Origin of the sequence: Kitasatospora sp. NPDC059088 (genome assembly GCF_042738155.1) — a bacterium.
GTDB lineage: Bacteria > Actinomycetota > Actinomycetes > Streptomycetales > Streptomycetaceae > Kitasatospora.
Genome location: NZ_JBHYGR010000205.1, coordinates 1 through 12,427, shown reverse-complemented (window position 1 = coordinate 12,427; position 12,427 = coordinate 1). Strand labels below are relative to the sequence as shown.

Annotated in this window: 15 protein-coding genes; 12 read left to right on the top strand and 3 right to left on the bottom strand. The window is 68.0% G+C overall.

Translation table 11 applies throughout. From position 1 onward, the window contains the following. The first annotated feature begins 377 nt into the window (after positions 1-377). The 4 genes from ACFWXO_RS43065 (at position 378) to ACFWXO_RS43050 (ending at position 4,122) form a co-directional block, all read left to right on the top strand. Positions 378-1,781: an RNA-directed DNA polymerase gene (locus ACFWXO_RS43065; protein ID WP_380532122.1), complete on the top strand. Its 1,404-nt coding sequence runs from the start codon at positions 378-380 to the stop codon at positions 1,779-1,781. 59 nt (positions 1,782-1,840) lie between these two features. Continuing rightward, positions 1,841-2,332, top strand: a complete 492-nt coding sequence (locus tag ACFWXO_RS43060; RefSeq protein WP_380532120.1) for a hypothetical protein — start codon at positions 1,841-1,843, stop codon at positions 2,330-2,332. 306 nt (positions 2,333-2,638) lie between these two features. After that, the gene (locus ACFWXO_RS43055; RefSeq protein ID WP_380532118.1) at positions 2,639-3,280 is read left to right on the top strand and encodes an HAD family hydrolase; all 642 of its coding nucleotides are present in this window, start codon (positions 2,639-2,641) and stop codon (positions 3,278-3,280) included. Further along, a complete protein-coding gene (locus ACFWXO_RS43050) occupies positions 3,277-4,122 on the top strand; it encodes a DUF1932 domain-containing protein (protein ID WP_380532116.1) in 846 nt (281 codons plus the stop codon). The genes ACFWXO_RS43055 and ACFWXO_RS43050 overlap by 4 nt, the downstream gene beginning before the upstream one ends. Here ACFWXO_RS43050 and ACFWXO_RS43045 read toward each other — a convergent pair. The 3 genes from ACFWXO_RS43045 to ACFWXO_RS43035 form a co-directional block, all read right to left on the bottom strand. Continuing rightward, positions 4,112-4,633, bottom strand: a complete 522-nt coding sequence (locus tag ACFWXO_RS43045) for a guanylate kinase (RefSeq protein WP_380532113.1) — start codon at positions 4,631-4,633, stop codon at positions 4,112-4,114. The genes ACFWXO_RS43050 and ACFWXO_RS43045 overlap by 11 nt on opposite strands. 50 nt (positions 4,634-4,683) lie before the next feature. Next, positions 4,684-5,685, bottom strand: coding sequence for an AAA family ATPase (locus tag ACFWXO_RS43040; protein WP_380532110.1), 1,002 nt, complete (start codon positions 5,683-5,685; stop codon positions 4,684-4,686). 264 nt (positions 5,686-5,949) lie between these two features. Then, entirely contained in the window at positions 5,950-6,297 is a 348-nt protein-coding gene (locus tag ACFWXO_RS43035) for a GntR family transcriptional regulator (RefSeq protein WP_380532107.1), read from the bottom strand. 223 nt (positions 6,298-6,520) lie between these two features. Here ACFWXO_RS43035 and ACFWXO_RS43030 point away from each other — a divergent pair, with 223 nt between their 5' ends. The 8 genes from ACFWXO_RS43030 to ACFWXO_RS42995 all read left to right on the top strand — a co-directional run bounded on the left by ACFWXO_RS43030 (position 6,521) and on the right by ACFWXO_RS42995 (position 12,293). Then, positions 6,521-7,234, top strand: coding sequence for a hypothetical protein (locus ACFWXO_RS43030; RefSeq protein ID WP_380532104.1), 714 nt, complete (start codon positions 6,521-6,523; stop codon positions 7,232-7,234). 112 nt (positions 7,235-7,346) lie between these two features. Next, on the top strand, positions 7,347-7,634 hold the full coding sequence (locus ACFWXO_RS43025) for a hypothetical protein (protein ID WP_380532101.1): 288 nt from the start codon (positions 7,347-7,349) through the stop codon (positions 7,632-7,634). Positions 7,635-7,735: 101 nt separating this feature from the next. Beyond that, entirely contained in the window at positions 7,736-9,232 is a 1,497-nt protein-coding gene (locus ACFWXO_RS43020; protein WP_380532098.1) for a DUF2637 domain-containing protein, read from the top strand. 17 nt (positions 9,233-9,249) lie between these two features. After that, positions 9,250-9,636, top strand: a complete 387-nt coding sequence (locus ACFWXO_RS43015) for an ATPase (protein ID WP_380532095.1) — start codon at positions 9,250-9,252, stop codon at positions 9,634-9,636. A 16-nt stretch (positions 9,637-9,652) separates the two neighbouring features. Further along, positions 9,653-9,808, top strand: a complete 156-nt coding sequence (locus ACFWXO_RS43010; RefSeq protein ID WP_380532092.1) for a hypothetical protein — start codon at positions 9,653-9,655, stop codon at positions 9,806-9,808. Beyond that, complete coding sequence (locus ACFWXO_RS43005; RefSeq protein WP_380532089.1) at positions 9,805-10,227, top strand: hypothetical protein; 423 nt, start codon at positions 9,805-9,807, stop codon at positions 10,225-10,227. Before ACFWXO_RS43010 ends, ACFWXO_RS43005 begins: the two co-directional genes overlap by 4 nt. 31 nt (positions 10,228-10,258) lie before the next feature. Further along, positions 10,259-10,504 carry a hypothetical protein gene (locus ACFWXO_RS43000; protein ID WP_380532087.1) on the top strand — a complete coding sequence of 82 codons (246 nt, stop codon included), beginning with the start codon at positions 10,259-10,261 and terminating at the stop codon, positions 10,502-10,504. 91 nt (positions 10,505-10,595) lie between these two features. Next, positions 10,596-12,293: a hypothetical protein gene (locus ACFWXO_RS42995; protein WP_380532084.1), complete on the top strand. Its 1,698-nt coding sequence runs from the start codon at positions 10,596-10,598 to the stop codon at positions 12,291-12,293. Positions 12,294-12,427: the final 134 nt, after the last annotated feature.

Genomic DNA, 12,427 nt, shown 5'->3' with positions numbered 1-12,427 from the left:
GACCCCCGGCCCTACGTCTGGACCAAAACCGCTGACCAGATCCTCGAATCCCTCGCTGGATACATCCGACGGATCAAGGACTCAGGACACTAGCCCCTCACTGATGTTGCGTAGGTAGCTGACAACGGTAGGGACGGTGCGGGATCATCGCACTTCTGGTCCAGCGAGGCGAAGTGCTGCTGCAGGCGTCGTGCCGCGTCCGTCCGGAGAAACGGGAACGTTACAGGTTGGGAGAGACGGGAATGGCCTCTCGGGGAAGTCGCGCATCGATTGACACTCTCACCATCGCCAAAGATCTGTCATCGATTAGACTCGATCGCCTTCCGGAGCTTATCGTTGACCGGTGCCATGAAAATTCCAGCACCGAAATCTCTGCGATGGCTGACATGGTTATCTCCGGCCGCCTCACCCTGCCTCATGAAACGTTCGCGATGCCAAAGAAGCGATTTGGCCCGCGTCCTGTAACGATGGGGGCGACGGCTGCGAGGGTCGCCTATCTCGCGCTCGTGAATCACATGGGGGAATCTCTCGGACCAAAGAGCCGAGATGGCGATAGCTGGGAAATACATAAAAGCTTTGCGCTTTCCGGCGAGGGCGAATATGTCGTCAAGTTTGATATAGCATCCTTCTACGAGTACGTTGATCACGAGATATTGCGAAGGCAAGTTCTCGCTCAGACCCTTGCCCCGGAGGGCGTTCAGTCCCTCTCGAATATCCTTGCTTCAGTGGTGGGAGGGGCAAGGGGGCTTCCGCAGCTATCATCGGCCAGCGACCATCTAGCTGACGTTTATATCGGAGTTCTGGAAAGGCAGCTGAAGCGAGACGGCTATCTGCTGTCGCGATATGCCGATGATTTCACGATTCGCTGTGCCGATTGGGAAACCGCAAATACGGCCATCGAGAGATCTGCCGAGTATGCGCGGACTCTCGGGCTCGTGCTATCCAGCGAAAAGACCACCATTAATAAGCATTCCACCCTCACGGCCGCCGACAGGGCCGAGAAAGAATTCTTTAATCGCTACTTCGAGGCTGCGCGCATTGAGTTGACCCAGCTGTTCTCCTGGGGTGACTACGGAGATGTCGAGGTTGTGGAGGGCGCTTCCGACGAGGAGAGCACTCCCGACCAGGAGAGCACCATCCGCGCGGCCTTGTGGAAGTTGGTAAATGACTGGAGCGCCGAGCAGAAAAGGGATGATCCGGAAGACCTGTTCCAGATCGAAGGTCATTTTCGAGCATATCTCGGCGGGGCGCTCTACTGGCTCAGGAATTACGACGAGAGTATCCCGGACAAGACTCTGCAGGATATTGTCTTTCGTCACCCCATCCTGCTTTCGTCGGTCTGTGGATACATTGCCGAGCATCGCCCAATGTGGGTCTTTTTCGCCAACGATGAATGGGAGTCGATATCCCTCTTGTGCGCAATGGGCCGCCAGAGCCCATGGGCTAAACTGTGGCTTCTTAATTCAATCGCCAGTATTCAGAATGTAGATTCTGAAAAGTATGAACCTGTTATGGCGTGGGTCGAAGAGCAGCTAAATGATCGGCACGAAATCGTTCGCGCGGAGGCTGCATGGGCAGCCGCTTGCCACGGCAGGCTCACCGAGGTCCCCCTCCTGAGGCTTTACATGGCAGCCTCGCCCATAAGTCAAGCGGGAATCAGTGCCGCCATGGGGCGGCAGGGGACTGTCGGAAAATCGACGGTTAACTCGATTATTGGGGACGGTCCTACAATCAAGAAGGCGCACGAATGGGGGGCTGAGAAATCGACCTCGCAAGCCTGACAGAATCTGGCGAGAAGTGCCTGACGGAACTTTCTGAGCTGCTTTCCAGGTCCAGGGACGTGGCGGTCAAGCGTGAATGGCTGGTCGTCGATGCGGCAACGGCCGTTGAGGTTCATGTCTCACGCGCCCTGCGCCAGCTGGTGGCTAGGTCGCAAGTTTCTTCTACTGCTCTAGGCGGCGCCCTCCTGGCCGAGCTTGGCGACGGTATAGATAAGACCTGGCCTTCCCGCCTTGATTGGCTCTCTCGCGGATTTGGGATTTCAATAAAGGGCGAGACATACGTTCAAGAGCTTTTGCTTGTGGTCGACTGTCGGAATGCAATTGTCCATGCATCTGGCAGTATGACAAAACAGCAAATGAGTCCGTTTGGCAAGGCTTTGGACTTGAGGAAGCGCCTCAAGACAGTACTTGAGATCGACGTCCACGCGACCCGCCTGGTGATCGGTGAGAAGTCCGTGGAAAAGTCGGTCGCCGCCTGTCGGAGGTTTATCGAAGGGTTCGATAAGGAGCTGATTGGACGACAGTATGCCGTGAATTTGAAGGAGGGCTAAGCGGTGCGGTTTCTGACTATCGGAGGATGGCTTCCTGTATAAGGAGCGGCAGCGAGACAGCGCAGAGGTGCACGATGGCGGTAATGATGGAACGATCCCGTGGTGACAAGGTCCACATCTCGTCGTTTCGACAGCTTCCAGTCGGCCGGGGATTGGAAATCCCCGACTTGAGCAGCGTGATCACCGACCAGAACCTACGGACGCCACGCACCTCTCCAAAAGGGCACAGGCTGGGGCGTCTGCCGCCAGGCGCCGCGTGCTCGTCACGCCGTCGGTAGGCTCGCCTTCATGGGCAGGCTCGTTCTCATGGACCTCGACGACACGCTGATCAACCGGCGCGATGCGGTGACCGCGTGGATTACGGACTTCAGCGTCGATCGGCGTCTGGCGCCAGGGGCCGCGCAGACGTTGACCGATGCGCTACGGGACCGGGCGCTACCGGAAACCTTCGAGGCGTTGCGCGTAACCCTCGGTCTGGCCCAGTCCGCGGCAGAACTGTGGGACGCCTACGTGGTCGGATTGGCCGCGAAGGTCTCATGCGACTCAGAGACCCTGATCCGCCTCAACCTGCTTCGGGCGGCCGGGTGGACGGTGGGCGTGCTGACCAATGGAGCGACGGACATTCAGCGGGCCAAGCTCACTGCGGCAGGCATCCTGAACCACGTGGATACGGTGTGCATCTCCGAGGAAGCTGGAGCCCGTAAGCCAGACCCCGAAGCCTTCCGGGTAGCCGCCTCGCGCTGCGGCTTCGAGCCTCCTGCCGATGCTTGGATGGTCGGGGACAACCCGGTGACGGACATCGCCGGGGCCAGTGCTGCCGGGCTGCGAACGGTCTGGATCTCCGCTGGCGCTGCCTGGGCCATCCCCGGACTCACCCCCGACCACATCGCGCCCACCGCCGCCGATGCGGCGGACTTCCTGCTCGGACTCCCGGAGAATCCACGATGACCATCAAGCCGATCGTCGGCATCGTCCACCCCGGAAGCATGGGTGCTGCGGTGGCCGCTTGCGCACAGCCGAACGCCGCACGGGTGCTTTGGTGCCCGACCAGCCGCAGCGCGGCCACCACGGCCCGGGCTGAGCGGGCCGGGTTGGAGCCCGTTGGCAGTCTGGACGAGTTGGTGGAGCGGGCACACGTCATCCTCAGCCTCTGCCCGCCGGCCGCTGCCGAGCAGGTGGCGCATTCCGTCGCCGAGCGTCGGTACGCCGGGGTCTACGTGGAGGCCAATGCCATCAACCCTGAACGGATGACCCGCATCGTCGAGCTGCTGGGCAAGTCCGCCCAAGCTGTGGTTGATGGCGCCGTCATCGGATCCCCGCCCATCAACGGGAAGCGGACCCGGTTGTACCTCTCCGGTCCGTCCGACGCCGTCTCGTTGGTGGAAGGGCTGTTCGCCGGAAGCGCGGTGGCAACTCCTCTTCTAGGGGCGGAGATCGGGCAGGCATCAGCTCTAAAGCTGGCGTACAGCTCGTACCAGAAGGCGTCCCGCGTGCTCGCAGCAGAGGCATACGGGGTGGCACGCGCACACGGCGTTGGGGAAGCGCTGCTCGACATCGCGGGCAAGCGGCCTGGCAGCTACCTGGTGGAAACCGAATACATCCCCAAGACCGCGGCTCGGGCCTGGCGTTGGGGCCCCGAGATGGATGAGGCCGCCGACATGCTGTCGGCCGCCGGCCTGCCGGACGAGGTGCTTCGAGCGGTCGCCCAGACGCTGGGTCGCTGGGCGGACAGCAAGGACCTCGCCGGGCTTACGCCCGACGAGGCCCTCGACCGTCTCACTAGCCCATAGGGGCACGGCTCCACGGGCGCCAGCCACCACCGAGAAGCGCGTCGATGAGCCCGGCAGCCTCCGCTGGATCGACAACGCTCGTGTCCACCGAGAGATCCCATACCTGGCCGGGATGCGCTTCGACGTCAGCCTGGGTAGCGTCCCAGGCATTCAGCCGGGCCTCGACGTCCCTGTCCCCTCGGCCAGCCGAGCGAGCAGCAGTCACCTCGCGCCCGCACCAGAGCAGCACCACCGACCATTCCGCCGGGTAGCCGGTCAACAGAGCCTCGATGCCTTCGACCTGGCCCAAGTGCACGATCGGGGTCCCGTCCTCGAACGCGCGGTCCATGCCGGGCCGGTCGATGACGTAGGTGTTGCCGTACCGGCTGTTCTGGTAGATGACGTCGCCCGCCGACTCAAGTTCGGCCAGCTGCTCGGGCGTGCCCATCCGGTACCCCTCGGACTTCCCGGATCCGACCTTGAGCCTGGAGAACAGCCGGTACTTCCCGGCTCTCTGGAGGGCCTTCGTCACCGTGTCCTTACCGGCTGCCGGGGGCCCGTAGAGGATGAGGCCTCGGGCGGTCACAGCCCGCCCCCGCTCAGCGCGTCGCGGGCCTGGTCGGCAGCGGCGACGGCCGCGCCGAGGCGGTTGTCCACGACGAAGTGGGGACCGGCTGGCCTGAGCTTCAGATCGACCGTGGCCAGGTAGTCCTCCCACGCCTCCATCTTCCATATGTCCCGCGCCGCACCCCGGAACTCGATGTACTCCCTCATCGACTCAGGGTCACATTCGACCCAGATCGCCGCCACGGCAACCCGCTTCGCCTTGCACCGGTTATAGAAGCGCTGCATCCAGTCTGCTTGCGAGAACTCCGCAAGGAATGGTGCGTCGAGAATTACGGAAGTCCCGCAATTCAGGTTGTCCCATGCGGCCTCCATGAGGCAGCGATATTCGAGCGGCCTCACCTTCTCGCGGTATAGGTAGGAACTCCGATCGTTTGCCTCACCGCCGAGAGCCAGCAGGAGCTGATCGACCAGCGGCCGGGTCAGTGAATCCTTGTCGAGAATTGGCCATCCGGTAAGGCGGCCAATAAATTTGGCATACTCCGACTTTCCGGACCCGGCATAGCCGCCAACCAGAAGGACGACCGGCCCGGCGTCGTCGCCGCCCGCCCGGCGCTTCCACTCGTCCACGATACGGCTGCGGAACGCTTCGGCGTCGACCCCGTCCACGCCCTCGCGCAAGCTGCCAAGGGCCTCGCGGATGGTCTCGGCCAAGTCGGGGACGGACTCTGCTGAACGCTGACTGGGCACCGTAGCGACCTCTCCGGGGAGAGCTCGGCGAAAGCCCAGTTCCGCCTCATTCAGGCGGTAGAGAATGCAGTAGGCCCGGCGATAGTCGGGGCTCGGGAACGCCGTCCCCTTCTCGTGCGACCAGACCGTCTGAAAGTTGGCCGCAAGGCTGAACTTGTGCCGCTCGCCGATTTCCCGCAACTTCTCACCGACTTCCTCAAGGGTCAGAGTGTGGGACTCTCTGACCTCTTTAAGAACTGCCGGATTCCAATCTGGGCGTTGCCGAGCCATATTCCCCTCCTAGGAAACTGCTCGTGCCGCGAGTGTAGCGGCTCGTTGAGTCACCTGAAAATCGTGATAGAAGTCGTGATAGTACTCGTGTAAAGGCATGTAGCCGAATACCGGTAAGGCTCCGTGATACCGATCTCCTGGCGGCAGGTGTGAACTGATCTCAGTTCGCACCACCGAGGAGGTAGCAATGCCGAGCCAACTGCCCCGATATGTGGAGAGGGGACCGCGGCGAACCCGCGATCCCCTGATCCCCCCGCCTGGCCATCACTTGGCCTCAAGCTCCGCCACTCGGGCAACCAGCGCGCGGAGTTCCTCTCGAACCTCCGCCAGTTCTCGCCGCAGCCCCTCGGCATCCCCGGCCATCGCGTCGGCCCTGGTCGCAGCGTCCGGGACCAGGAACGCTGCCTTGCCCTGGTGGCTCACCACCAGCCCGGCCTCTTTCAGGTGCGTCACCGCCGCCCGCGCGACGGTCTGCGTCACCTCGTACTCCGTTCGGATCGCCGTCAGCGACGGAATCCGCCCGCTGGAGGCGAACTCGCCGGCAGCGATTCGCGCGCAAAGGTCGTCCGCCACCTGCCGATAGGCGGACTTCTCTCCGGTCCACTCGACCATCAACTCTCCACATCCCTCTGCGTCTCTGCCTCATAGTGCCGCACCCTCCGGCCGGAACCAATGCTTCCGCATGTCGCTCGGCCGATGGACTTGCCAACTCTGCCCGCTCTGCCCCACAGTTGAACTGTGCGGCAGAGAGAACAAGCTCTCGGGCCGCCCTATTCCAGCACGTCAGCGTGCTGATCCCGCCTGCGCTCCACCTGACGACTCAGGAGGCTTCGCCATGCTCGCCACATCCCGTACGTCCGCCGCCCCGACCGTGACCGGCCGTTCCTTCGCCCGCCGTGTGGCTTCGCTGACCGGCGGCTCCCGTCGGATGCCGGCGGGTGCGTGGGTGGCCGAGGCGCGGGGCGCGGAGCGCAGTCGACGGGCAGTGGTGTGCCGGATCGGTCGGCTGACCGGAACCCGGGCACCGCGATGGAGCGGTGAGATCGGCGGCCAGGAATGGCAGACGATTCTCATGGCTGGTGTGGCCGCCCTGGCCGAGGCCAGCCCGGCGACCGGTGGCACCACCACGGACGAGCCCGCCAAGTGCTCCACCTGCGGGGTACGGCTGAACCGGAGCAACACCGGCACCCTGTGCGGCCCGTGCCACACGTCCGCCAACGCCGAGCCGGTCGAGGCGCCCGTCAAGAAGCAGCGTCGCGAGCCGGACATGCGGAACCTGGGCGACACCGCCCGGGAGTTCGCCAAGGCGTCCACGAACAGTACGGGCGGCGACCGCGTGGTCGACCGGACCCGCAACGGCCGCGTCGAGGCCCTGGTCGCCGAGCTGCTGGCCGCCCGGCCGACGAGCGCGCTGCACCTGGTCGGCGATGACGAGCGCCGCCTGGTCGAGACCTGGAGCCCGTTCCGCAACGGCCCGCGCTGGAGCGAGACCCGACGGGCCCTGTCTGGCCCGCGCCGCGGCAACGACGAGCCGCTCTCGCAGCACTAAACCCGCTGCTCAACCCATTTACTGCCCTGCGCGGTGGACGGCTCCCAAACTCCTTGGCCGGAAGAGGAGCCGTCCCCGCCGGGCCCACCCACCATCAGGAAGAGGTAGACCCGTGAGGTCGATTGTTGCAGGCCAGACGGCCCTGAACGAGGACGAGTTCGCGGAACTCGCGCTCGGCGTGGACTCGGAGTTCACCCGGCTGTTCACCGGGGTTCCCGGTGAGAGCGAGGTCGAGCGCGAGGCCCGGATGGACGCCGCTGCCGACGTCGTGGCTGACCTGCGCCGGGAGGACCCGGTGCTGGCCGCCTACGCCGAGCGCCTGCTGAGCATGGCGCCGGTGCCGCTACGGCGCCCCGCGGTCATCTACCGCACGGCGAGCGTCGAGCGGGTGGCCGCGTGACCACCATGGCCGCGCCGACGGCCGTTTCAGCGCCAGCCCCCGCCGCTTCAACCGCGCGGCCCGCCGCTTCAACCGCACGGGCCGGGGCTTCGGGCTGGCTCATGGTGGGCCTGACGGTGCTCGCCGCGGTCGGCGGTGCGGTGCTCGCCGGGATCGGGTTCAGCGGCTCCTACAACGCGCTGAAGGACCTGGGCTTCAGGCACAGCTTCGGGGACTTCAGCTACGCCTTCCCGGTCGGTGTGGACGCCGGAATCGTGGCCCTGTACGCCATGGACCTGCATCTGATCCGCAAGGGCGCCCCGGCGCCGTGGCTGCGGTTGCTGGCCCACGGTTTCACCGCCGCGACGATCTATTTCAACGCCGCGTCCGCCGGGCCGCTGCTGAAGGATCCGACCGGCACGCTCATGCACGCGGCCATTCCGATCATGTTCGTCGCCTCGGTCGAGGCCGGGCGGCGCCTGGTCGTACGGATCACCCGGATCGAGGCCGGCCACCAGAGCGACGGCGTTCCGCTGCACCGCTGGATCCTCGCCCCTGTCCGTACCCCGCGGATGTACCGGCAGATGCGCCTGTACCGCATCCCCTCCTACGCCCGCGCGGTCGAGCTGGCGCAGGAGCGGATCGTCTACCGGGTGATGCTGGAGCGCGAGTACGGCAAGAAGCTGAAGGACGTGCCCTCTGACCTGCTGCTTCCAGTCACCATGGAGGAGTTCGGGCTGAGCGTGGACGAGGCTCTGGCCCTGCCGCAGCAGGCCGAGGAGCGCGCCCGGCTGCGGGCCGAACGCAAGGCCGCGTTCGAGGCCGAAGCCGCCCTCCGGGACGAGGCCCGGGCCGCCGAAGTCCAGATCTCCACCCTGCGCACGGCCGGCCGGGTCGAGGCCGCCGCGTACGAGGTCGGTGCCGAGACGGCTACCGCCAAGGCCCACGCCCACGCCCGAACCGTCGCCGCCGGCCGCGAGGCCGAAGCCGCCGAGCGGTTCGACCACGCGGAGGAGGAGCTGAAGGCGGCCGCGGCCGAGCAGGAGGCGGCCGACGCCCGTCTGCGTGCCGCTGAAACCGACCAGGCCGCTGCTGAAACGGAGCAGGCCGCCGCTGAAACGCGGCTCCGCACCGCTGAAACGGAGAGTCTGGCCGCCGCCAAGGAGAGCGCTACGGCAAGCGACTTGGAGGCCGCCCAGGACGCCCGTCTGCACGCGGCTGAAACGGCCAAGCGCGCGGCTGAAACGGAGGAGGCCGCCGCTGAAAAGGCCAAGCGCAAGGCTGAAGCCGAGCGCGACATCGCCGACGCCAAGCGCGCCCAGGCCGAGCACGAGGAGGCCGAAGGCACGGCCCGGCAGCGTGCCGCTGAAACCCGCGAGCGTGCCGCTGAAGCGGAGCTGCGCGCGGTTGAAGCGGAGGACGCGGCGAAGCTGACCCCCGCCGCCCGCGCCACCCGCCGCGTCGCCCGGATGATCCTCGCCGCTGGCGGCAACCCCGAGGCCGTCACCCTCCAGTCCATCGCCGACACCCTCGACGTCTCCCTCGCCACCGCCTCCGGGCGCCGCACCGAGGCCGCCGAGCTGCTCGCCTCCGGCTACCCCCACACCCTCACCGCGTAGAACCGGGAGACCTGATCATGGCCCTGACCAGCATCGACGTCGTCTCGTTCGGATACCACCACGGCGCCCCGCCCCCGGCCGGCGTCATCCTCGACCTGCGGCTCCACTTCAAGGACCCGCACTTCGACCTCTCGCTGCGCGACCTGACCGCGCACGACCTGCCCATCCGGCGGGCGGTCCTGACGACCCCGGGCATCCGGGAGCTGATCGCCGCTACCGCGCTGGTGGCCGACGCCTACGAGGCCGGGCCGATCGAGGCGCCGCTGACCATCGCCGTCGGCTGCGCGGGCGGGCGCCACCGCGCCGCCACCGTCGCCATGGCCCTCGCCACCCGCCTGTCCAAGACCGGCGTGCCCGTCCGCCTCACCCACCGCGACCTCGACAAGCCCGTCGCCGACCGCTGATCGAAGAGAGGGCATCGTGACCGACAAGACGGCTCCCGGACAGGGAGTCTCACGCCAGCAGTACCTGCACGCCGTCCGGACCGAGATCCTGCCCGCCATGCTCGCTATCCTCAAGGCCGTCTGGACCGGCCGGCCGTCGCCCAAGGACGGCTCGACCGAGGGCCCGCGGTGAGCCGGGCACGCCGGTTCGCGGTCGCCTACCCCCTGCTGAGGGCGGCGGCGGATATCGCGGACCACTGGGTCCAGAGCGATCACCAGGCCGCCACCAAGGGCCAGTCCGGGGCCGCCGGCCGCCGGGCCTGCGCCGCGCACGTCGCCTCCTACACGGCCGTCCAGGCCGTCGTCCTGCTGGGCGGCGCCCGCCTGCTCGGGGTGCGGCTGCGGCCCGGCCCGGTGGCCGCCGCGCTCGCGCTCAGCGCGGCCACCCACTACGTCGCCGACCGGCGCGAGCCCCTGCGCCGCCTGGCGGACGCCACCGGCAAGGAGCGGTTCGTCCGACTCGCCGACCACGGCCTCAACGGCGGCTACCTGCTCGACCAGGCCTGGCACCACGCCTTCGAGACCTGCGCCGCCATCATCGCCTCCGCCTGACCAACTCACCTCCGCTGAAAGCGAGTTCACCGTGACCGTCCCCGCCTCCGTGTACCGCCCGGTCTCCGTCGAGCCGACGCACTCCTGGGTGATCACCCTCCAGAAGCCCCTCCGTACCGGCTTCGCCACGTTCACCGTCGACGGGACCTACACCGCCAAGCCCGGCTCCACCCGCCAGCAGGCCTACAAGGACATCCGGGCCTGGGTCGAGCAGCAGAAGCCGGAGCTGGTCGACGCGAACGTCATGTTCTTCTCGCTGGAGTCGAACCAGCTCTGACCAGCCGTAACGGCCCGGAACCGCCGACAGCTCGCCAGCAGGGCGGCGGTTCCGGGCCCTCCGTCCTCCGCAGAGAACCGGAGCGCCCATCATGTCCGAACCGGTGGCCTCGACGCTGGTCGAGGTCGTCCCCGCGCCCCAGAACCAGCCACCCCCCGCCGCCTCCCCGGCCCCGAAGTCCGAGTCGGTGTCCGCGCCGCAGCCCGGCGGGATGCCGGGTGTGCCGATGGCGGTGGCCGCCGCCAACGCCCTCGGCACGGCCGGTGCCGGTGCCGCCTCGCTCGGCGGGCCGGCCGCCGCCCTCGCCGCGGTCGGCGCCGTCGCCGGAGCCGCCGCGATCGGCGGCCTGGCCCGCCGTATGCGCAACCGCCGCACCTCCTTCCCGCGCACCACCGCCCGCACGGCCGCGGGTCTCCGCTCGGCGGCCACGGGCGGGGGTGGCCTCTTCTCCCCGCCCGCCCACCGCTCCACCGGCTGGACGCCCGGCACCAACCACTCCACGCCGCAGGGCCGTTACGGCCGCACCGGCTCCCTCGGCGCCGCCCCCGGGACCGTGCCGGGCCCGGCACGGCACCCGCACGGCGCCACCGCCCCGCTCGACCACCCCGCACACCGGAAGGGACAGCTGCACGTGTCGCGATCGGCCGGAACCATGCCCCCCGCCGCGCACCGCGGCACCACCGACCACCCCGCTCCCGACGTACCCGGGCAGGCCGGAAGCCCCTCCCGCGGCGACCGCCTTGGTGGGCCCCGGCACCGCCCGGCCGCCGCCGCGGCGCACACCCTGGCCAAGGCCGCCTCCCGCCTGCCCGGCGGAGACCACTGGTCGGGTGGCGAGCGGGCCGAGCGTCGCGCGGCCCGGCAGAACCAGCGCCTGGAGCGGGTCGCCGAGCGCACCGCCCGCCGGGTCGCCAAGGGCCGGATGGCCGGCATCGACCCCGTCACCGGCGCCGCGGCCCGAGCCGCCGGCGGCTCGGACGGGCGGATCACCCCGGTGCAGACCAAGGCGTTGCGCCGCTCCGCGATGCGCCACCGGGCCCGGATGGGCGGCGCCGTCCTCGCGACCGCCCTGGTCGGCCTCGGCTCCGCGCTGGTCGGCAACTGGCGCCACAAGGGCAAGGTCAGCGGCCACATGCGGCGTGTCTGGCAGCGCATGTCCGAGCGTGCCCGCGCCGTGCGCGAGGCCCGCGACGCCGCGATCCTCGGCCGCCCCGACCCCACTACCTGCCCCGAAGCGGCCGGTCCTGCGGGTGTGCCGGTCCCGGCCGAGACCGTCAACATCCCCGGCCGCCCCACCCCGACCCCGGCCGGCGCCGACGGCACCGCCGCGTTCGAGCCCTTCGGCCACCCCTCCCGCCCCGACACCACCCCGGTCACCGAACCGATCACCCTCGGCAAGCCCACCGCGAAGGAGAACGCCCCCGTGACCACGCCCGCCGGCACCACCCCCACGTTCAGCCTCACCTCCGCCGCCGACGTCCTCCTCCAGGCCGCGACCACCTTCGACCCCGAGAACATGGTCCAGTTCGGGGCGTTCGCCGACGAGCTGCCCATCGCCTACGGCACCATCCAGGAAGTCCTGCGCGTGCTCACCGAGAAGGGCATCGAGCAGCTGCCCCTCGACAAGGTCGTGGTCGAGGAGATCGCCCAGGGCTACCGCGCGATGGGCAACGTCGTGAACGCCCTTCAGGAAGTCGGCCCGACCTTCCGCAAGGCCCACGCCGAGGACCTGGAGCGCCACGAGAACCCGCGCAACGGCCTTGAGGCCGAGCGGAAGTGGAACGTCTGACCACGCCCTCGCTCTGCCCCTTCCCCAGCACCCACACCCCCGACGGGCCGTCCACACCCTGTGGACCCCCCCCCCCCCGGACGGAGCGGACACCCCCCCCAACACCCCAACACACAAAACACCCACCCCCCCCG

Bases quoted from the DNA above. Each gene is read 5' to 3' on its own strand.
- ACFWXO_RS43015 (WP_380532095.1), top strand. From the start codon at position 9,250: ATGGCCCTGACCAGCATCGACGTCGTCTCGTTCGGATACCACCACGGC.
- ACFWXO_RS43020 (WP_380532098.1), top strand. From the start codon at position 7,736: ATGGTGGGCCTGACGGTGCTCGCCGCGGTCGGCGGTGCGGTGCTCGCC.
- ACFWXO_RS42995 (WP_380532084.1), top strand. From the start codon at position 10,596: ATGTCCGAACCGGTGGCCTCGACGCTGGTCGAGGTCGTCCCCGCGCCC.
- ACFWXO_RS43055 (WP_380532118.1), top strand. From the start codon at position 2,639: ATGGACCTCGACGACACGCTGATCAACCGGCGCGATGCGGTGACCGCG.
- ACFWXO_RS43050 (WP_380532116.1), top strand. From the start codon at position 3,277: ATGACCATCAAGCCGATCGTCGGCATCGTCCACCCCGGAAGCATGGGT.
- ACFWXO_RS43040 (WP_380532110.1), bottom strand. From the start codon at position 5,685: ATGGCTCGGCAACGCCCAGATTGGAATCCGGCAGTTCTTAAAGAGGTC.
- ACFWXO_RS43065 (WP_380532122.1), top strand. From the start codon at position 378: ATGGCTGACATGGTTATCTCCGGCCGCCTCACCCTGCCTCATGAAACG.
- ACFWXO_RS43035 (WP_380532107.1), bottom strand. From the start codon at position 6,297: ATGGTCGAGTGGACCGGAGAGAAGTCCGCCTATCGGCAGGTGGCGGAC.
- ACFWXO_RS43030 (WP_380532104.1), top strand. From the start codon at position 6,521: ATGCTCGCCACATCCCGTACGTCCGCCGCCCCGACCGTGACCGGCCGT.